Below are 18,560 nucleotides of genomic sequence, written 5' to 3'. Positions count from 1 at the left end.
AGTCGGTCCGGACACGGGGCTACCGACCGAAAGGCCGGCCCGTGTGAACGGATCGGCGCCGGCGCCGGCATTCTTGAGGGACATCGCGCCCGTGCGACCGGGCCGGAGCTGCCACTGGTCCGGTCGGAATGATCGTCGGTCATCGACTCCGATCCGGGACCCGGCCGAGCTGCTTGAATGCGCCAACGTCCCCCGCCGGTGCTTTGCCATGCATCCGTACCATCTCGCGCTGCGCACGCAGTCACGTCTGACCTCGACCAAGGCCTATGCCGACGCCGATCCGATCCACTTTCGAGAGATGGACACCCTGATTTCGCTGGTCGGTGTGGGAATCGGCTTGATCCCCTATGTGAACGAGCCGGACAACTTCGCGCTGTCGGTCTTTGGACTCTGCGCGGGCGCTGCCGGCGGCTATCTGGGGACGGTGCTCAGGCGACTGCGCGTGCGGAGCCGGCGCCGCCATCTGCTGGCGCCGGCGCTGGCGGAGATTGCAGCCGTCGAAGAACAGCAACCGCTGGTGCTGCAGGCATTGGCCTTGTCGCTGGGTGATCGCATCAACGGCGACCCCTCGCTACGGGAGTCGCTGTCCGACTACGCCGCACTGGTGCAGCAGCCCGAACGCTATTGGGCGGTACTGAAATCCCTGCTCACACGCCTCGAATCGCGCGAAGCACGGCCGCTCGCTGCGGCATAAAAATTTGAGTTGACGTAAAAAGGCCGGGGCATGCCCCGGCCTTTTTCATATCGAAACTCCGCGCTTACCAGATCTTCACGCGCTGATCCGGCGGCAGGTACAGCTTGTCGCTTTCCTTGACGTCGAACGCTGCGTACCACCCCGGCAGGTTACGCACGATGCCGTTGCAGCGGAATTCGGAAGGCGAATGCGGATCGGATTTCAGGCGCTGCAGCAGGTTCTCGTCCTTGTAGTTGCGCCGCCACACCTGGGCCCAGCCCATGAACAGGCGCTGGTCGCCGGTCAGATCGTCGATCACCGGAGCTTCCTTGCCGCCGAGCTGCATGTGATACGCCGTGTAGGCAATCGACAGGCCGCCGAGGTCGCCGATGTTCTCGCCGATCGTGAAGGCGCCGTTGACGTGCTCGCCCGGCAGCGCCTCGTAGCCGTCGTATTGTGCGATCAGGGCTTTGGTACGCTCCTCGAAGCGCTTGCGATCTTCGTCGGTCCACCACGACTTCAGATTGCCGTCGCCGTCGTACTTGGAGCCCTGGTCGTCGAAGCCGTGGCCGATCTCGTGGCCGATCACCGCGCCGATGCCACCGTAGTTCACCGCGTCGTCGGCATTCATGTCGAAGAACGGCGGCTGCAGGATCGCGGCCGGGAACACGATTTCGTTCATGCCGGGGTTGTAGTAGGCGTTGACCGTTTGCGGCGTCATGTGCCACTCGTTGCGATCGATCGGACCGCCGAGCTTGGCCGCCTCACGCGCGTGCTCGACCTGGTTCGAGCGCATCACGTTGCCGACCAGATCATCGGCCGTCACGCTCAGCGCGGAATAATCCTTCCACTTGTCCGGGTAGCCGATTTTTGGCGTGAACTTGGCGAGCTTTTCCAGGGCCTTGGTCTTGGTTTCGTCGCTCATCCAGTCGAGGTCCTTGATGCTGGCCTCGTAGGCTTTCACCAGGTTCTGCACCAGCACGCCCATGCGCGCCTTGGCTTCTGGCGGGAAGTGTTCGCTGACGTAGATGCGTCCGAGCACCTCGCCCAGTGCGCCCTCGGTGGCGTCGACACCGCGCTTCCAGCGCGGCTTCAGTTCGGTGATGCCGTTGAGCGTGGTGCCGTAGAACGCGAAGTTTTCGTCAACGAACGGCTTGGACAGAAACGGCGCGTAGCTGCTGACCAGCTGCCACTTCAGCCAAGCCTTGATCGTGCCCAGATCGGTGTCCTTGAGAATGCCGTCAAAGGCTTCGAAGAAGCTCGGCTGGCTGATCACCAGGCCGGGCGACTTGCCGATACCCATGCCGTCGATGAACGCCGGCCAGTCAAAGTCCGGCATCAGCTTGGGCAGATCCGCGAAGGCGTATTTGTTGTAGGTCTTGTCGGCGTCGCGCGAGTCGACCTTGTCCCACTGCTTCTCGGCCAATCGGGTTTCCAGCTTCATGATCGCCGCCGCCTGGGCTTCGGCGTCGTCGACGCCGGTAAGGCTCAGCATGCTGCCGATATGGCTCTGGTACTTGGCGCGAATCTGTGCGAACTCGTCGCTGGGGTCGAGGTAGTAGTCACGATCAGGCAGCCCGGTGCCGCCCTGGAACAGATACACCATGTACTGCGAGGAGTCCTTGGCATCGGTATCGATGAAGCCTGGAATCACGTTGACGCCGATGCGTGACAGGTGCGCCATCAGCGACGCCAGCGCTGCCTTGTCGTCGAGGGCGTCGATCCCGGCCAGCTCGCTTTGCAACGGCTTCAGGCCGAGTTCGTCGGCGCGGGCCTCATTCATGAACGCGGTGTAGTAGTCGCCGACTTTCTGTTCGTCTGAGCCGGGCTGCTTGTCGGTCTTGGCTGCTGCGGTCTCGATGATCTGCTTCAGCTGGGCTTCGGCATCATCGGCCAGTTTGGTGAACGAGCCGTAGTTGGACTTCTCGGCGGGCACCGGATGGCTCTTCATCCAGGTGCCGTTGACGTGACGATAGAAGTCGTCCTGCGCCCGCACGCTGGGGTCGAATTGGGTCTTGTCGATGCCGGAGATCGGTTTGGCCGCGGTCGGCGCGGCATCGGCGACAGTCTTGGGGGATTCGGTCGGGGCGGCGGGCTTGCCGCAGGCAACAAGCGCGACGGCACACAGCGCCGCGGAGGCAATGGTTCGCATGGACGGTCCTATCCGGTTCGGATACTGAAAAATGACAGTGCAGCTTAGTCAGGCATTGACCGCCAAAACACCGGAACATTCCTCAAATGCGGCTATTTCTATTGCGGAATAGTTTATTAATGATCAATTAAATCTCTATAATCGATCATTAATCACAATCCGGCTGTCGCGGGCGGCATTTATACTGGCCTTGGATACCTTCTGAGGGCACCCGTCGTGTTCGAACTTCAAGCCGTTTCCGCCGCCAACAAGACGCAGGCCTATGCTGAGCTGGCGCTGCAGGCCGAAGCCTTGTTCAAGGGCGAACGTGATCGCATTGCCAACGCTGCCAATCTGGCTGCGCTGCTCTGGCACAGCCTGCCGCAGATCAATTGGGCCGGATTCTATTTCTACGACGGCCATGAGCTGGTGCTGGGCCCGTTCCAGGGCAAGCCGGCCTGTATTCGCATCGGTCTCAATCAGGGCGTCTGCGGTACGGCTGCGGCCACACGTGAAACACAGGTCGTCCGGAATGTGCATGACTTTGACGGTCATATCGCCTGTGACCCGGCATCGAACGCCGAACTGGTGGTGCCATTAGTGCGCGACCATCAGCTGATCGGCGTGCTGGATCTCGACAGCCCGCAGGTGGGCCGATTCGACGACGATGATCGCCATGGCCTCGAACACCTCGCTGCGATCTGGGTCGCGAGTCTCGGCTGAGACCGCATTGCCCATGGCGATTCACGATCAAGCGGAGTAGAAACTGACCTATGAGCCGATTTTGTTTTGACAGCGGAAAACGCAGTCATTTGACGCGATGGGTTGCTGCGTCGGCACTGTGGGTTTGTACCGGCGCTTTCGCCGACTGGTCGCATCTGCAGGCGCTGCACGATCAGCGCGGCGCGGATGTCACCGCGATTGCGGTTGATCTCGACAGCGGCAAGACGTTGCAGGCGCTGAACGCGGATCAACGCCTGACGCCGGCCTCGCTGACCAAGATCGTGCTGGCATCGGCAGCGCTCGGCACCTGGGATGTGGACAAGACGTTTTCCACACGCGCGATGGGCACCGGACCGATCGAGCACGGCCAGCTGTATGGCGATCTGGTTGTCTACAGCGAGGGTGACGCCACCTTCGATCACCAGTCGTTGTGGTATCTGGCCGCGCAGATTAAGCAGGCCGGCGTGCGCAAGATCAACGGCGGGCTGGTGGTCAACGCCAGCGCCTTCGGGCCACTGACCTGCGAGACCAAGGATCGTTGCGATGCGCTGGCGCGCAGCCACACCGCCTACGACGCTCCGCTGGCCGCGTTCGGCGTCGACTACGGGACGTGGTGCGTCGACGTGTTGCCGATCAAGGCCAATGCGCCGGCACAGGTGCGCAGCTGTGCCGCGGTCGATGTGCCGATCCCGCTGGACGGCTCGGTCGAGGCGCGCGGCAAGGGTCGCAGCAAGGGCATGTGGCTGGATCGCGTCACGCTTGGCGGCAACGAATCCCTGGCCATGGGTGGTGATCTGCCGCTGGGTTCGGAACGACGTTTCTATCGCTCAATGTCCGATCCGGCACTGGGCGCCGGATTGCTGCTGCGGCAGGTGCTGGACGAACTCGGCGTTCAAGTGGATGGTGCGGTCAGCGTCAGCTACGACGCGATGCCGGCGAACGCGTACACGCTGGGGAGCACCGAAAGTCTGCCGCTGCGCGAACAGATCGGGCGGCTACTGCGGTACTCCAACAACTACATCTCCGACGTCTTGACCGTGGCGATGGCGGCGGAACGCACGCCCGAGCCGGTGACCTCGCTGGCCAATGCGGCACGAACGCTGGTCGATCTGGTGATGCGTGCGCGCGCCGAGGTGGGCTACGACGGGGATACGCCACCGGTGCTGCTCAGTGGCAGCGGTCTGACCCCGGAGAACAAGCTTTCGGCCAAGGATCTGGTGGCGGTTCTCCACTATCAGTATCACGACAGCCGTAAGTTTCCGGCGTTTTATGCCGGGCTGGTGGTGCCAGGTGAAGCCCCGCACAAATTCATCCGTAGCGGCAGCGAGGCCTGGCAGGATCGGGTGGCGCTGAAGACCGGCACGCTCAGCGAACCGCGCTCGGTCTTCGGCACCGCGGGCTATCTACGCAAGCGTGAGGGTGGCTGGATTGCCTTTGCCGCGCTGGCGAACGGCGCGCCGGGCAAAGGGGTCCCGATGTCCAGCACGCTCGCTGCGATCCGCGACGATATCGACACTCTGCTCGAGCGCTACTGAGTGCGTCAGGGTCAGACAGCAGGCGCGAGGCACGAGCCGGCAATCAGGCCGATCGCGGTCCAGTAGGTCGACAGGATCAAGGCCTGCGCGCCGCGGTAGCCACCGACGAACTTGCGGACACCGAGGGCCGAGTCGGAAATCAGGAACAGCCCTGCGCCGATCACCGCAAGCAGGCTGGCACTGGTTTCCAGCGCGACGTAGCGCGTCGATGCGGTGACGGCCATGCCGATCAGCGCCAGACCATAGACCAGTACCGGAAGCTTGAGCGCTCCGGCGCGCGGCATCAGCACGAAGGCGAAGGCGAGGCCGTAAACCGCGAATACAGCCGTCCACACGGGCACCGGCAGGTTTGGCAGGTCGGCAATGAAAGCCCACATGAACAGCGCGTGGGCGATCAGAAAGCTCGACAGGCCCCCGATGAATGCCGCCGTGCCTTCGAACATCAGACTCACATCGCCGCACAATGACAGCACCAGACCGGCGACGATCCAGCTGCGGTAGGTGCTGTCCGGCGCCTGCAAGGCGATCGCGATGATCAGCACTGTGGTCAGTGGTTTCAGCAGCATGAAGATCGGTGGACGCGGATTGCGTTCCGCAACGGCAATGGCGGCCAGCGCAGACAAGGCTGCGCCAACACTGAGCACTGAAATCATCAAGACATCCCCCGGTGTACGGCGTATGCGAATTGGAGTGTGCGTAAGATAGTCGAAGTGATACACCAATAGCCGCAGGAAGTCTGACAATGGACAAGATCATCAAGACCGATGCCGAATGGCGGGCGCTGTTGACTCCCGAGCAGTACCAGGTGACGCGGCACGGGGGAACTGAATGCGCGTTCACCGGCGCGCTGTGGGACGATCATCGCGATGGTGTGTTCCACTGCGTTTGTTGCGACCTGCCGCTGTTCGATTCTGCGACCAAGTTCGAGTCCGGTACCGGCTGGCCGAGCTTCTTTGATCCGGCAACAAACAGCGCGGTGGAATCGCGCGAGGACAGCAGCCACGGCATGCGCCGGGTCGAGGTCGTCTGCGCACGCTGCGATGCGCATCTCGGGCACGTTTTTCCAGACGGACCGAAACCTACGGGCCTGCGCTATTGCATCAATTCCGCTGCGTTGATGTTCAAGCCGCGCGCCGGGTGATTCCGGCATCGTCGATCAGCGTCTGGTCAGAATTTCTGGAGTCCCTGCGTGCGCATCCACTGGTTTCAGCATGTGCCGTTCGAAGATCTCGGGTGCATCGCACCGTATCTGCTTGCACACGGGCACACCCTTTCGGTGACCCGCAGCTATGCCGGTGAGACGCCGCCGGCGCTCGCTGACATTGACGCGTTGATCGTCATGGGCGGACCCATGAATGTCGACGAGGTCGATGTGCACCCGTGGCTGTCCGGCGAAAAAGCCGCAATCGCAGCTGCCATCGCGCAGGGCAAGCCGGTGCTCGGCATCTGTCTGGGCGCACAGCTGATTGCCGCGTCGCTTGGTGCTGCGGTCACGCGCAATGCCGAAACCGAGATCGGCTGGTTCGAGGTGATGCTGATGCCACAGGCGCACGACAGCGCCATGCTGGCCGACTTTCCTGAGCGCTTTTCGGCTTTCCACTGGCACGGCGATACGTTTGCGATACCGGACGGCGCGCAACATCTGATGCGCAGCGAAGCCTGTGCGCACCAAGCCTTTTCGCTGGGCGACCAGGTGATCGGCCTGCAGTTTCATCTGGAAGTGACAGCCGCCGACGCGCGTCGCATGTTCTGGATCGAACGCCCCGCGCCGGGGCGCTATGTACAAGACCCGGATGTCGCGATGGCCGACATTGATCGCTTCGCCGCCGGCAACCGCCTGATGCATCGGCTGCTGGCGCGTTGGCTCGCGGCAGCGGCGGCGGGCTGATCGATTCCGGGGTTCTATCCCGGATAACCCCAGCGCGTGCCGATGGTGAGTCGCAGCTCCTCATAGAGATCGTCTTCGTCCGAGCCGTCGTCGTATTCAAAGTGCAGTGCGAGTACGCGATAGGCTAGGCCCAGATCAACGGCGCCGACATGGAAGCGCACACCGCTGCGGAATTCCGCGCCGCCGATTTCATCGGCACCGTCGCCGTCCAGCACCATCAAGGCCCCGGAGAGATCGAAAGTGGCAATGCGACCGGCCTTGATCAGCAGCGCGCCTTCTCCGAAGACGCCGTCGGCATCGTAATCGCCGAAGTCGAGATCGAACGTGATCTTTTCGTAGCCGGCGCCGGCACGAAAGCCGAACACCCGTGTATGCGGGGGCGCATAGAACAGCCCGGCCCGCAGTTCCTGCAGCGAGACGTCGTAGCCGAAACTTGAATCGGCGGAGCCGGGCTGGTGCACTTCGCCGCCGCTATGATCGGTCTGGGTGTACGCCACATTCAGCATCAGGCCCGGTGCGAAGCGGATACCGCCAAGCAGATTGAAGCCGGCGCCGTCGTCGAGTTCGATGGTGGTGTTATCCGATGTTTCGATTTCGAAGTGCGCCGCTGAAAGGCCTCCTTCGAGATAGCCGCCAACAGGATCGGATGGCGTTTGCGTCTGCGCCCACGCAGGGTTCGAGAGGGCCAGAGCGGCCAGAACCCACGCTTGCAGCAATGCCTTCATTTGAATCTCCCTTGAATGCTTTTTTGTGTGGTATCGATGCCGCGCAATGCACGGTGGCCGGCTCTGTCGTCCGGCTTATCCGCACTATTGACGCATGATTGGCACGGGTCAAGCCTGGGGCTGTGTTCAGCTGAAAGACAGCCAATTCATTCCTAATATCCGGACCTGCCCGGGAGTGGGCACCCATCGGAGAATGAGTCATGAAAAAAACGAAGAGCCGAGCATTGCTGACGATGACGGCACTGGCCACTGTGGTCGCGATGCCGACGCTGGCGTTTGCACAATCCAATGTCGGGACGCTGGACGCGTACTACATTCCGTCGTCCGATCTTTCGATTGATGTTCCCAACTTCGGGTCGGCCGATGACAGCGGCGATGGGTTTGGTGTGAAGGGACTGTTCCGCTTTGCCGACACCCTGGGTTTTGTCGGTGAATATCAGACTGTGCGCTATGACGATTTCGATCTGGACGCCGATCAATATCGGCTCGGTGCTGGCTGGTTCATGCCGACCACCTCAGGCATTTACGCCGAGTACACCAACATCCAGCTCGGCGACAACAACGATGGCGAAGCTGATGGTGTTGGCGTGCATGGTCGACTGGCAGGCGACCTTGCGCCGGGAATCCAGGTCTACGGCGAAGCCGGCTACCTGTTCCTGCAGGACGATTCAGAGGATATCGAGGGCTATGAATTCCTGGTCGGTGGTGCGGTGCAGATCAACCCGCAGCTGGGCCTGTTTGCCGATTACCGCCTGACCAATCTCGAAGGCCAGGATTCGAATGTCGAGTTCCAGTTCGATGATGTTCGATTGGGTGTGCGCCTGTATTTCTGACGCGGTTACCGGCGCTCATTCAGCTGCGATCAAGGCCCCGATCTTCGGGGCCTTTTTCGTTGGCTGAACCGCGCGTTCAGTTAACCCCACAGCAAGCATCGCGGCGTTACAACTGAAGCCAGAGACACCGGAGAAACCAACATGAAATCCCGTATCGTTGCCTTGCTGCTCTTGATGCTGCCTGCCCTTGCCGGCGCCAGCTCCAACCCAGATGTCGGCCGTCTTGCCGACATCGACATCATCGATCGTCACAGTGGTCAGGCGTTGCCGATGTATCGTCACGATGGTCGCTGGTACCTTGCCGGGGACCCGGGACGCGAATACGAGATTCGTATCCGCAATCGCAGCAACGAACGCATCATGGCAGTGACCAGCGTGGATGGCGTCAACGTCATCACCGGGCAGACCGCCTCAGCTGGACAAAGCGGTTATGTGATCGATCGCCGCGATCGCGTGGATATCGAGGGCTGGCGCAAGAGCCTGTCGCGCGTCGCGCGCTTCTACTTCACCGACCTCGACGATTCCTACGCGGCGCGAACCCGTCGTCCGGACAACGTCGGCGCGATTGGGGTGGCACTGTTTCGCGAACGCCGCGTGTACCGTTACGACGACGATCGGCGTGTGCCGCAGATCCAGCGTGAGCGCGACGATGCGCGTGGCCCGAGCGTGCAGTCCAAGCGTGCGGAACCACAGCTCGGCACCGGCCACGGCCGCAGTGCACGTTCGTCAGCTGACTACGTCGAGTTTGAACGCGCGTCGAAGCGTCCGGCGGAAGTACTGACGATCTACTACGACTCTGTGCGCAATCTGCAGGCGCACGGCATCATTCCGCGGTCTCGCGGCTGGGCCTCACGCTTGCCGGAGCCGTTCCCGGGCCGTTTCGCACCGGACCCGTGGGATTGAGCTGCGGTGAGTGTTCAGAAGCCGCTCAGCGGCAACCACTCGACCGCTTCACCGGGCGCCCAGTCGTTTGCACGCGCTGGCAGCAGGGCCAGAGTATCGGCCTGCGCCAGATTGCTGATCATGTGTGAGGCCTGACGGCCGAGGGGCAGCAGCAGGACACGCCCTTCGGCGTCGACACTGCGGCGAACGCGCAGCCAGGTATCACGGTGCGCATCGCAGCGCGCACGGTCCCCGAGGCGACCGACCGCGCGCTGCGGGCCGGGTGCGTCCAGCCCTTCCAGCCGATCGAGCGCGCGACGTACAAACACGGCCAGATTGATCAGCACCGCACCCGGATTGCCGGGCAGACCGAGAAACAGGCAACGCCCGCGCTGTGCGGAGTACAAGGGTTTGCCCGGTTTCTGCGACACCTTCCAGAACAGGCGCTGCGCACCGAGCGCTTCTGCGGTTCCCGGGAGCAGGTCGCGGTCGCCGACGGACACGCCGCCGGTGCTGACCACCAGATCGGCGTTGTCGAAAGCCTCGGCCAGTGCCGAGGTCACCGCAGCCTGTTCGTCCGGCACGCGACGCAGATGCACGTCGTGGTAGCCGGCGGCGGCAAACCACGCCGCGACCAGCGGACCGTTGGAATCGAAAATCTCGCCGCGCCCGGCATCGGACCCGGCACTGACGAGCTCGTCGCCAGTGATCAATACGCGGATGCGCGGACTGCGGCGCACTTTGACTTCGGCAATGCCGGCAGCGGCCAGTGCACCAACCAGACCGGCATGCAGGCGCTTGCCCGCAGCAACCACCGGCGTGCCGTAACGCAATTCTTCGCCGCGGCGGCGCAGGTCGATGCCGGCGCCGACAGCGGCGCAGATCACCACGTTGTCGCCGTCGCGCTCGGTCAGCTCCTGGCGCACGATGGTGTCGGTGCCCTGCGGCAGCATGCCGCCGGTGAAAATGCGGCAGGCCTGGCGCTCGGGCAGCAGCGGTGCCGCGGCCAGCGGTCCGGCGGCGATCGTCGCGGCCAACGGTAGGCGGCATGGAATCGTCGCAAGGTCTGCAGTCCGCACCGCGTAGCCATCGACGGCGGACTGATCGAACGGCGGCAGATCACACTGTGCGGTCAGCGTCGCCGCGGTCACGCGATGCAGCGCAGCTGACAATGGTGTGGTGACCGCTTCCAGCGGCTGCAGATGCTGGTCCAGCACGGCCAGCGCGGCATCGATCGCGATATTGCCGCCGCCACAGGAATGTTCCGGCAGCATCAGGTGTATCCACCCTCATGCGGTCGTACGGTGCGGCAGACTTCGAGCAGATGCACCAGGCCTGGCAGCACCGCAGCCAGGGTTTCCTCGGCACCGCGACGGCTGCCCGGAAAGGTCGCAACGAAGGTGGTGCCGGCGAGGCCGGCGACGCCGCGCGACAACATCGCGTACGGCGTGCGTTGCTGGCCAAATGCACGCGCGGCTTCCATGAAGCCAGGCAGGGGTGTGGTGAGCATTGGCTCGATCACATCGACAGTGATGTCACGCGGCCCCAGTCCGGTTCCGCCCACGGTGATGACGCAGTCGAGCTTGTCGGCCAGCAACTGCTGCACGCGCATGCGCAGCGTATCGGGGTCGTCGGCGAGTACTTCGTACACGCCGATATCGAAGCCGGCGTCGGCGAGGCTGTCACGCACGCTCGCGCCCGCGGTGTCCGGCTTCCTGCCGGCCGCCACGGTGTCGGACAGCACCAGCACTGCGGCGCGCAGGCCGGCAAGCTGGCGCCGATACTGCGTCTTGCCGCCGCGCTTTTCGAGCAGATGAATGTCGCCGATCGACAGCGCCTCCGGAGGCGCATGCGGCTTGAGCATGTCGTAGATCGTCAGTGCCGCGACGGAGACCGCCGTCAGTGCCTCCATCTCCACACCGGTCGACGCGATCGTGCGCACGCGTGCTTCGATGCGAATGCCGTTGTCTTCGACGGCGACTTCAATGTCGGCATCGAGCACGGCCAGCGGGTGGCAGTGCGGCAGCAGGTCAGGGGTGCGCTTGATCGCCATCAGCCCCGCCAGCTTCGCGGCTTCAGCAACGTCGCCCTTGGTCACGCCACGGGCGCGGACCAGTGCCACCGTGTCTTCCGGCAAGGTTACAAAACCGGTCGCACGCGCGCTGCGCAGCGTGCTGGGTTTGAGCGTGATATCGCGCATGCTCAGGCCTCGGTGTGCGCGTGCGTGTGCGCCGCGTGGTGGTGATGAGCGTGATCGTGGTCGCCGGCGTGTGACGCGTCATCGGCATCATCGGCGATGCAGCAGCCTGTCACGAAGGCGCTGCTGCCGTCGGCGTAGAACTCTTCTTTCCAGATGGGCACGCGATGCTTGACCTGATCGACCAGATACTTGAGTGCGGCAAAGGCCTCTGCACGGTGCCCGGATCGGACAATGGCCAGGATCGCGGATTCGCCGATCCCGAGTTCGCCGATGCGGTGCACAACACGGCACAGCGGCACATCGAACTTCGCACAGGTGGCCCGTTCGATCTCGCGAATCATGCGTTCGGCCAGCGGTACGTGCGAGGTGTATTTCAAACGCAGCACGCTGCGGCCTTCGTGGTGATCGCGGACCGTGCCCGAAAACACTGTCAGCGCGCCGCACTCAGGAGATTCCGTGCCGGCCAGCAGCGCGTCCAGTGACAGCGGTGTGGTTTGAATTCGATTGAAGTCCATGACTCAGCCTCCGGCTACCGGCGGTAACAGTGCCAGCGCGTCGCCGGCATGCAGCGGATGATTGCGGCGGACCAGCTCGTCGCCGATCGCCACGGCACATTGCTTCAGCAGCTCAGCGAGTTCGGTGCTGACGGACGACAGCGCGCTCAGCGCATCGGCGACTGTCGCCGGTTCGGCCAGCGCCAGTTCGATGACATCGCCGTCGACGTGGCGGCGTGTCGCGCCATAACACAAGACTTGAATCTGCACCCTCAGCCTCCCAACACATGCATCGTGATCGGTCGTTCGACGTAACCCGGCCGCTCGGCGTAGCCCGCTTCCTTGTGCCAGACGTGTCCGCGAATCTGCCGCGCCAGGGCCTGATCGTCGGCACCTGCCCGCATCGGCGCCCGCAGGTCTTCACCGGCGGCCGAGAACAGGCAGGAATACAGCGTGCCGGTCGATGACATCCGCACGCGATCGCAGCGACGGCAGAACGGTTTTGAAATCGTGGAGATGATGCCGAAGCGATGATTGCCGTCGACGCTGAAATAGCGTGCGGGATCGTCGGTTTCCGGCAGTGCATCGATCCGGTGGTGCTGACGCAGTGCCGCCACGATCTCGTCCTGCGTGAACACACGGTCGGCATTCCAGTAGCCTCGACCATCCAAGGGCATGAACTCGATGAAGCGCAGGGTCATGTCCGCTTCCATCGCCCAGCGCAGCAACGGCAGCACTTCGTGTTCGTTGTGATCGCGGATCACGACGCTGTTGATCTTGACCGGCAGCCCGGCGTCACGCGCCGCCGCGATCCCCTCCAGCACCGGCTCGACACTGCCGCCGCCAGTCAGGCGTGTGAAGGTCTCCGGTGTGCGCGCATCGAGGCTGATGTTGATGTCGTCGAGCCCGGCGGCGCGCAAGGCGTTGGCAACGCGCGGCAGACGCCCGCCGTTGCTGGTCATCGCGATGCGTTCCAGGCCCAGTGGGCGCAAGGTGTCGAGTGCCGCGACGATATCCACGACGTCGGCGCGCAGCAGCGGCTCGCCGCCGGTCAGGCGGATGTCGGTGATGCCGAGTTCTTCGACGAACAGTCGGGCCAGACGAATGATCTCGTCCTGCCGCAGGATCTGCGCCTTCGGCAGCCACTTCGGCGTGTCCGGCATGCAGTAGACGCAGCGCAGGTTGCAGCGATCGGTCAGCGACAGGCGCAGCTTGCGTTTGACCCGCCCGCGCGCATCCGACAAACCCGACACCGCATCCGACGGCGAACGCGCACGCACCCCCGGCGCCGACACAGCGGCGCTGGGGGTGGCGGGTGCGTTCAGCGTGTTCAGCACGAAGGGGTCTCCGTCGCGGGCAGGAGTGAATTCAGATTGTGCAGCTGCGTCCCTGCGAGCAGGCTGCGCGCCGCGCGCTGCGCGCCAAGAAACTCGCGAACCGCACGGCGGCCGTGACGTAGTGCGTCATCCAGCGGATCGGCCAAAGTGGTGTGCAGCGCGCAGACGGTGTACTGCGCCCCACTGGCGTCGGCAACATAGGCCGCGCTGCTGTTCTCCTCCTTGGCCGAGTCGAGCAGGCATTCGACCAGCGTTCCCGGCAGGCCGAGTGTATCGCATGCCACGCATACTACCCAGGGTGTCCGGGCGGCCCTCAACGCGGCCAGCATGCCGGCCAGCGGGCCGCGAAAATCCGGCGTCGCATCGCTGACCACCGGAACACCATAAACGGCGTAGCGGTCGAGGTTGCGATTGGCGCTGATCATCAGCGCGCCGACCTGCGGACGCAGCAGTTCAAGCTGATGCTCAACCAGCGGGCGGCCCTTGTACTCGATCAGCCCCTTGTCGCGACCGCCCATGCGGGCACCCTGGCCACCGGCGAGAATCACGCCCGTCACCGTTCCATTTCCACACGGGCTCACACGCTGCTCCGGCGCCACGGCGGCGCTGCTGAGCGGGTGCTGGGAAGAGGTCTTGTGCATGGGGGGTGGCAGGACAACGTTATTCCCGAGTATACATAACGCCCATGCCCCACGGCGCAGGGCCGGGCTATGATGCGGGTGCGGACGCGCAGCTGTTGCGGCGGAGATCGCACCGCTTGTCATCAATTTGGACGCTCATGGCCAAACCAAAACTTTCAGTGCGTTCCCATCTCTGGCTCATGGCTGACGACGAGAGTCTGGTCGGCCCAGGCCGCATCGAGTTGCTGGAGACCATCGCCGAAACCGGTTCGATCCGTCAGGCCGCGCTGCGCATGGGCATGAGTTATCGCGCCGCGTGGAACGCGGTTGACGCCATGAACAAGCGCACCGGCAAGGTCCTGGTGACCCGGCTTGCCGGTGGGCGTGCTGGTGGCGGCGCGGTTGTCACCGAAGCCGGCCTGAAGCTGATCAAGGCCTTCCGCGCCAGTGAGAAACGGCACGCGGCGTATCTGCTCAAACTCAATGCACGTCTGGCCGAACTGATCGGCTGACCCGCGAGCCGCTGCAACGCGGGACGGAGCGTCACAGGGCTCAGGCAGTCGCCGTCGGTGCGACCAGCAGTTTCTGCAACTCGGGGATGCAGCTGCCGCAGTTGGTCCCGCAACGCAGCTTGGCGCCCAAGGCTTCGACGCTGTTGCAGCCGCCTTGCTCGATTGCGTTGGTGATGGTGTTGCGGCCGACACCGAAGCAGGAGCAGATCGTCGGCCCGGTGTCCGCACTGCTGTCCAGCGGCTCGCCTACCAACAGGCCGAGCCGGTCGAGATTGTCGATTTTCGGTTTCTGAAACAGGCTCGACAGCCAGGCTCGCGATGGCAGGTCCGGACGCGAGGAGACGAACAGACAGGCTTCGACACGATCTTCGATCACGTAGGCGGCGCGGTAGACCCCGGATGCGGTATCGATGTACTCGATCCAGTCTGCGCCGTCCGGGACGCCGAGGGCGCTACGCGCCAGTGCCGGCCAGTTGTCGACCTTCTGGCGACCCGCGACTTCGTAGCGCGCGAACTGCGCGCCGGCGGCGCGCGTCCACCAGGTCACCCCTTCCATCGGCAGACGTCCACGGCTGAGTACGAAGCCGTGCCAGTCCACGCGGAACGGCTCCACGCGAACCGGCGTGTGCTTGAATTCCGGTTCGCCGGAGACCGGGTCGACCACCGGGTTGACCAGCGCACCGACCCGCGCGTTGGATGCAAATTGTTCGTTCCAGTGGATCGGGACGAAGATCGTGCCCTGCTGTACTTCGCCGCTGCAGCGTACCCGCGCGACCAGACTGCCCCAGCGTGTGGTCACGCGCGCCAGTTCATCCACTTTGAGCAAGGCTTCGGCCGCATCCAGCGGATGGATATCGACATAGGGTTCGTGGGTATGCGAGGCCAGACGTGGAGCCAGGCCGGTCCGCGTCATCGTATGCCAGTGATCGCGCACGCGGCCGGTGTTCAGCACCAGTGGAAATTCATTGGCCGTTGCATGTGCCGGCAGGCGGGGCGGCGTCGGTACCAGACGGGCGCGCCGGTCCGAGTGGTAGTAGCGGCCGTCAGAAAAGACGCGAAGATTGGTGTCGGCGTCACCTTGGACGACCGGCCAGCGCCGTGGCTTCATCGCGTCGAAGGCCTGGCGATCGAGTCCGGTCAGGCCGGACAGATTCAGGTAGCGCGCGCATGAGTGGTCTGATGCCGCGTCGTCGCCGTTGCCGCAGGCGGTCAGTCGTGCGTGCTCGTCAAAGATCTCGTGCGCGCTGGTGTAGGCGAACTGTTCGCCGTAGCCCCAGCGTCGTGCCACTTCGCTGAGCGCCCACCAGTCCGGGCGCGCCTCACCGGCGACCGGGACGAAGGGGCGCTGTCGCGAAATGCAGCGCTCGGAGTTCGTCACCGTGCCGTCTTTCTCGCCCCAGGCATGCGCCGGCAACAGCACGTCGGCAAACGGCGTGGTATCGGTGTTGGCAATGACGTCAGACACCACGACCATTTCGCAGCGCTGCAACGCGCGCTTGATCTGATCCGCGTCGGGCAGACTGACAACCGGATTGGTCGCCATGATCCAGACGGCTTTGATGCGGCCCTGCTCGATGGCTTCGAACAACTCGACAGCTTTCAGGCCCGGCTTTTCGGCGATGCGCGGGCTGTTCCAGAACGTCTGCACCAGAGCGCGATGATCCGGGTTCTCCAGATCCATGTGCGCGGCCAGCATGTTGGCGAGACCGCCGACTTCGCGACCGCCCATTGCGTTGGGTTGTCCGGTCAGCGAAAACGGCCCCATTCCCGGCTTGCCAATGCGGCCGGTCAGCAGGTGGCAGTTGATGATGCTGTTGACCTTGTCGGTCCCGGCCGACGATTGATTGACCCCCATCGAGAAGCAGGTGATGACCTTCTCGGTGCGGGCGAACAGACGATAGAACGCGGTGAGCGTGTCGCTGTCGACGCCACACTGCTGGGCGACGGTTTCGAGTTCGATGTCGGCCGCCGCCAGGGCGTCAGCGACGCCGCGGGTGTGTTCGCTGACGAATCCGGCATCGGTCGCACCGCTGCGCTCGAGAAATGTCAGCAGACCATTGAACAGCCACACGTCGCTGCCAGCGCGCAGCGGCACATGCAGATCGGCCAGCTCCACGGTCGCGGTGCGTCGCGGATCGATCACGACGATCTGCAATGACGGGCGGCGCGCCTTGGCTTTGAGAATGCGCTGATACAGCACCGGATGACACCATGCGGTGTTGGAGCCGACCAGCACGATCAGTTCGGCGTCCTCCAGGTCTTCGTACGATACCGGCACGATATCTTCACCGAACGCGCGCTTGTGGCCGGCAACGGCCGACGACATGCACAACCGCGAATTGGTGTCGATATTGGCGCTGCCAACAAAGCCCTTCACCAGCTTGTTGGCAACGTAGTAATCCTCGGTGAGCAGCTGGCCGGAGACGTACCATGCAACGGACTCAGGGCCGTGCTCGCGCATGATCCGCGCGAAGCCATCGGCGACGGTGTCCAGTGCGGTCTCCCAGCTCACGCGTTGCGGAGGATTCGGACTGTTGCGATCACGCAGTGCCGGATACAGCAGACGGCCTTCGTCAACGACGGTTTCACCCAGCGCAGACCCTTTGACACAGAGCCTGCCCAGATTGGCCGGATGCGTGGTGTCGCCCGCGACCTCCACCCCGGCGGTCGTCACCCGCGCGGTGACGCCGCAGCCGGTGCCGCAGTAGGGGCATGTGGTGTTGACGCCAGCACCGGTGCTCATGATTCGACCCCCCTCAAGGTCCGCCGGTCGGGCCGGCTGGTGGTGTGCAGAACGCACGGCCAAACAGCAGCCGGTCCCGCAGCGATTCGATGTTGGTCTGGTTCTGCATCAATTCGAAATACCACGGACCGTCCTGGACATCGCCATACAGAACGACACCGACGATTCGCTGGTCTCGCAGGACCAGGCGCTTGTAGGCACCGCGCCGCGGGTCGCGGAACACCAGTTCTTCGGTATCGGCGCCGCCAATGAAATCGCCTGCGGAAAACAGATGGATGCCGGTGACCTTGAGTTGCGTCGAGGTCACCGATCCGGAATAACGGTTGTGTCCGACGCCGGCCAGATGCGACGCGCACACGCGCGCCTGCTCCCAGAGTGGTGCGACCAGCCCGTAGACGGTCTTGCGGTGCTGCACGCATTCACCAACGGCATAGATGCGCGGATCGGACAGCGACTGCAGCGTGTCGTCGACCACGATGGCGCGTTCGCAGTGCAGGCCGGCACTGCGCGCGAGATCGACGTTGGGGCGAATGCCGACGGCCATCACCACCAGATCCGCGGCCATCTCGCGGCCATCCTTGAAGCGCAGGCCGGTGACGCGATCGCTGCCGAGAATCGCCTCGGTATTGGCGTTCAGCATGAAGCCGATGCCGCGCGCCTCCAGTGCCTGCTGCAACAGGATCGCCGCCGGCTTGTCGAGCTGTCGCTCCATCAGGCTGTCCATCACGTGGACCACCGTGACGTTCATGCCCTGACGCATCAGGCCATTGGCGGCTTCAAGGCCGAGCAATCCGCCGCCGATGACCACAGCGTTTCGATGATTCCGTGCGGCCGCGAGCATCGCGTCGACGTCGCCGATATCGCGGAACGCAATCACGCCCGGTAGATCGGCACCCGGAACCGGAATCACGAAAGGCTTGGAGCCCGTTGCCAGCAACAGCCGGTCGTAACCGACTTCGCGTCCGCTGGCCGCACGGACGCGGCGGGCGCGGCGATCGATCGCCACCACCGGATCACCGGCGTACAGGGTGATGCCGTGATCGGCATACCACTGCGGCGTGTTGAGCATGATGTCGTCGACCGTCTTTTCGCCGGCGAGTACCGGCGACAACATGATGCGGTTGTAGTTGCCGTGCGGCTCGGCGCCGAACACCGTGATGTCGTAGGCCTGGTCGTCGAGCTTCAGCAGCTCTTCAACCGTGCGCATGCCGGCCATGCCGTTGCCGATCACGACCAGATGCTGGCGAGGACGGTTCCCCTGACC

The 18,560-nt window shown here is 63.9% G+C and carries 19 protein-coding genes; 8 read left to right on the top strand and 11 right to left on the bottom strand.

The window, feature by feature from the left end; all coding sequences use genetic code 11:
• The first annotated feature begins 208 nt into the window (after positions 1 to 208).
• Complete coding sequence (locus tag E4T66_RS15970; protein ID WP_136850067.1) at positions 209 to 694, top strand: hypothetical protein; 486 nt, start codon at positions 209 to 211, stop codon at positions 692 to 694.
• 64 nt (positions 695 to 758) lie between these two features.
• On the opposite strand, the gene E4T66_RS15965 is transcribed toward E4T66_RS15970, so the two are convergent.
• On the bottom strand, positions 759 to 2,825 hold the full coding sequence (locus tag E4T66_RS15965) for a M13 family metallopeptidase (RefSeq protein ID WP_136850066.1): 2,067 nt from the start codon (positions 2,823 to 2,825) through the stop codon (positions 759 to 761).
• A gap of 216 nt (positions 2,826 to 3,041) precedes the next feature.
• Here E4T66_RS15965 and E4T66_RS15960 point away from each other — a divergent pair, with 216 nt between their 5' ends.
• A complete protein-coding gene (locus E4T66_RS15960; protein WP_136850065.1) occupies positions 3,042 to 3,527 on the top strand; it encodes a GAF domain-containing protein in 486 nt (161 codons plus the stop codon).
• A gap of 50 nt (positions 3,528 to 3,577) precedes the next feature.
• Positions 3,578 to 5,062, top strand: coding sequence for a D-alanyl-D-alanine carboxypeptidase/D-alanyl-D-alanine endopeptidase (gene dacB, locus E4T66_RS15955; protein WP_136850064.1), 1,485 nt, complete (start codon positions 3,578 to 3,580; stop codon positions 5,060 to 5,062).
• Positions 5,063 to 5,073: 11 nt separating this feature from the next.
• Here dacB and E4T66_RS15950 read toward each other — a convergent pair whose 3' ends face one another.
• A complete protein-coding gene (locus E4T66_RS15950) occupies positions 5,074 to 5,715 on the bottom strand; it encodes a lysoplasmalogenase (RefSeq protein WP_136850063.1) in 642 nt (213 codons plus the stop codon).
• Between the two features lie 89 nt (positions 5,716 to 5,804).
• On the opposite strand from E4T66_RS15950, the gene msrB reads away from it, so the two are divergent.
• Positions 5,805 to 6,203, top strand: coding sequence for a peptide-methionine (R)-S-oxide reductase MsrB (gene msrB / locus E4T66_RS15945; protein WP_136850062.1), 399 nt, complete (start codon positions 5,805 to 5,807; stop codon positions 6,201 to 6,203).
• 48 nt (positions 6,204 to 6,251) lie between these two features.
• On the top strand, positions 6,252 to 6,950 hold the full coding sequence (locus tag E4T66_RS15940; RefSeq protein WP_136850061.1) for a type 1 glutamine amidotransferase: 699 nt from the start codon (positions 6,252 to 6,254) through the stop codon (positions 6,948 to 6,950).
• A 14-nt stretch (positions 6,951 to 6,964) separates the two neighbouring features.
• On the opposite strand, the gene E4T66_RS15935 is transcribed toward E4T66_RS15940, so the two are convergent.
• Positions 6,965 to 7,675 carry an outer membrane beta-barrel protein gene (locus E4T66_RS15935; protein WP_136850060.1) on the bottom strand — a complete coding sequence of 237 codons (711 nt, stop codon included), beginning with the start codon at positions 7,673 to 7,675 and terminating at the stop codon, positions 6,965 to 6,967.
• Positions 7,676 to 7,875: 200 nt separating this feature from the next.
• On the opposite strand from E4T66_RS15935, the gene E4T66_RS15930 reads away from it, so the two are divergent.
• Positions 7,876 to 8,508 (top strand): YfaZ family outer membrane protein, encoded by a 633-nt coding sequence (locus tag E4T66_RS15930; RefSeq protein ID WP_136850059.1) that lies wholly within the window; start codon positions 7,876 to 7,878, stop codon positions 8,506 to 8,508.
• A gap of 141 nt (positions 8,509 to 8,649) precedes the next feature.
• Positions 8,650 to 9,411 (top strand): hypothetical protein, encoded by a 762-nt coding sequence (locus E4T66_RS15925; RefSeq protein WP_136850058.1) that lies wholly within the window; start codon positions 8,650 to 8,652, stop codon positions 9,409 to 9,411.
• A 14-nt stretch (positions 9,412 to 9,425) separates the two neighbouring features.
• On the opposite strand, the gene E4T66_RS15920 is transcribed toward E4T66_RS15925, so the two are convergent.
• Genes E4T66_RS15920 through mobA form a run of 6 tightly spaced genes read right to left on the bottom strand, consistent with a single transcriptional unit; the run spans position 9,426 to position 14,062 of the window.
• Entirely contained in the window at positions 9,426 to 10,664 is a 1,239-nt protein-coding gene (locus E4T66_RS15920) for a molybdopterin molybdotransferase MoeA (RefSeq protein WP_136850057.1), read from the bottom strand.
• A complete protein-coding gene (gene moaCB / locus E4T66_RS15915; protein WP_136850056.1) occupies positions 10,664 to 11,590 on the bottom strand; it encodes a bifunctional molybdenum cofactor biosynthesis protein MoaC/MoaB in 927 nt (308 codons plus the stop codon). Before moaCB ends, E4T66_RS15920 begins: the two co-directional genes overlap by 1 nt.
• 2 nt (positions 11,591 to 11,592) lie before the next feature.
• Positions 11,593 to 12,105 (bottom strand): molybdenum cofactor biosynthesis protein MoaE, encoded by a 513-nt coding sequence (locus tag E4T66_RS15910; RefSeq protein WP_136850055.1) that lies wholly within the window; start codon positions 12,103 to 12,105, stop codon positions 11,593 to 11,595.
• A 3-nt stretch (positions 12,106 to 12,108) separates the two neighbouring features.
• Entirely contained in the window at positions 12,109 to 12,354 is a 246-nt protein-coding gene (locus E4T66_RS15905) for a MoaD/ThiS family protein (protein WP_211242978.1), read from the bottom strand.
• A gap of 2 nt (positions 12,355 to 12,356) precedes the next feature.
• Positions 12,357 to 13,421, bottom strand: a complete 1,065-nt coding sequence (moaA, locus tag E4T66_RS15900; protein ID WP_248679756.1) for a GTP 3',8-cyclase MoaA — start codon at positions 13,419 to 13,421, stop codon at positions 12,357 to 12,359.
• Positions 13,415 to 14,062, bottom strand: a complete 648-nt coding sequence (gene mobA / locus E4T66_RS15895) for a molybdenum cofactor guanylyltransferase MobA (protein WP_136850054.1) — start codon at positions 14,060 to 14,062, stop codon at positions 13,415 to 13,417. Before mobA ends, moaA begins: the two co-directional genes overlap by 7 nt.
• A gap of 179 nt (positions 14,063 to 14,241) precedes the next feature.
• On the opposite strand from mobA, the gene E4T66_RS21420 reads away from it, so the two are divergent.
• Positions 14,242 to 14,553, top strand: coding sequence for a winged helix-turn-helix domain-containing protein (locus E4T66_RS21420; protein ID WP_169577662.1), 312 nt, complete (start codon positions 14,242 to 14,244; stop codon positions 14,551 to 14,553).
• Positions 14,554 to 14,593: 40 nt separating this feature from the next.
• Here the strand turns inward: E4T66_RS21420 and E4T66_RS15885 are convergent, their stop codons facing one another.
• Complete coding sequence (locus E4T66_RS15885) at positions 14,594 to 17,296, bottom strand: nitrate reductase (protein ID WP_136850052.1); 2,703 nt, start codon at positions 17,294 to 17,296, stop codon at positions 14,594 to 14,596.
• Positions 17,297 to 17,309: 13 nt separating this feature from the next.
• The gene (locus E4T66_RS15880; protein ID WP_367396764.1) at positions 17,310 to 18,533 is read right to left on the bottom strand and encodes an NAD(P)/FAD-dependent oxidoreductase; all 1,224 of its coding nucleotides are present in this window, start codon (positions 18,531 to 18,533) and stop codon (positions 17,310 to 17,312) included.
• Between the last annotated feature and the right edge of the window lie 27 nt (positions 18,534 to 18,560).

The sequence above is a fragment of the Sinimarinibacterium arenosum genome (genome assembly GCF_005047655.1).
Classification (GTDB): Bacteria; Pseudomonadota; Gammaproteobacteria; order Nevskiales; family Nevskiaceae; genus Solimonas.
The sequence above is the reverse complement of the archived record's forward strand: the minus strand, read 5'-3'. Positions and strand labels throughout refer to the sequence as shown.

Excerpts from the sequence above, each read along its gene's own strand:
- E4T66_RS15970 (WP_136850067.1), top strand. The coding sequence starts at position 209 with ATGCATCCGTACCATCTCGCGCTGCGCACGCAGTCACGTCTGACCTCG.
- E4T66_RS15965 (WP_136850066.1), bottom strand. The coding sequence starts at position 2,825 with ATGCGAACCATTGCCTCCGCGGCGCTGTGTGCCGTCGCGCTTGTTGCC.
- dacB (WP_136850064.1), top strand. The coding sequence starts at position 3,578 with ATGAGCCGATTTTGTTTTGACAGCGGAAAACGCAGTCATTTGACGCGA.
- E4T66_RS15950 (WP_136850063.1), bottom strand. The coding sequence starts at position 5,715 with ATGATTTCAGTGCTCAGTGTTGGCGCAGCCTTGTCTGCGCTGGCCGCC.
- msrB (WP_136850062.1), top strand. The coding sequence starts at position 5,805 with ATGGACAAGATCATCAAGACCGATGCCGAATGGCGGGCGCTGTTGACT.
- E4T66_RS15935 (WP_136850060.1), bottom strand. The coding sequence starts at position 7,675 with ATGAAGGCATTGCTGCAAGCGTGGGTTCTGGCCGCTCTGGCCCTCTCG.
- E4T66_RS15930 (WP_136850059.1), top strand. The coding sequence starts at position 7,876 with ATGAAAAAAACGAAGAGCCGAGCATTGCTGACGATGACGGCACTGGCC.
- E4T66_RS15925 (WP_136850058.1), top strand. The coding sequence starts at position 8,650 with ATGAAATCCCGTATCGTTGCCTTGCTGCTCTTGATGCTGCCTGCCCTT.
- E4T66_RS15920 (WP_136850057.1), bottom strand. The coding sequence starts at position 10,664 with ATGCTGCCGGAACATTCCTGTGGCGGCGGCAATATCGCGATCGATGCC.
- moaCB (WP_136850056.1), bottom strand. The coding sequence starts at position 11,590 with ATGCGCGATATCACGCTCAAACCCAGCACGCTGCGCAGCGCGCGTGCG.
- E4T66_RS15910 (WP_136850055.1), bottom strand. The coding sequence starts at position 12,105 with ATGGACTTCAATCGAATTCAAACCACACCGCTGTCACTGGACGCGCTG.
- mobA (WP_136850054.1), bottom strand. The coding sequence starts at position 14,062 with ATGCACAAGACCTCTTCCCAGCACCCGCTCAGCAGCGCCGCCGTGGCG.
- E4T66_RS21420 (WP_169577662.1), top strand. The coding sequence starts at position 14,242 with ATGGCTGACGACGAGAGTCTGGTCGGCCCAGGCCGCATCGAGTTGCTG.
- E4T66_RS15885 (WP_136850052.1), bottom strand. The coding sequence starts at position 17,296 with ATGAGCACCGGTGCTGGCGTCAACACCACATGCCCCTACTGCGGCACC.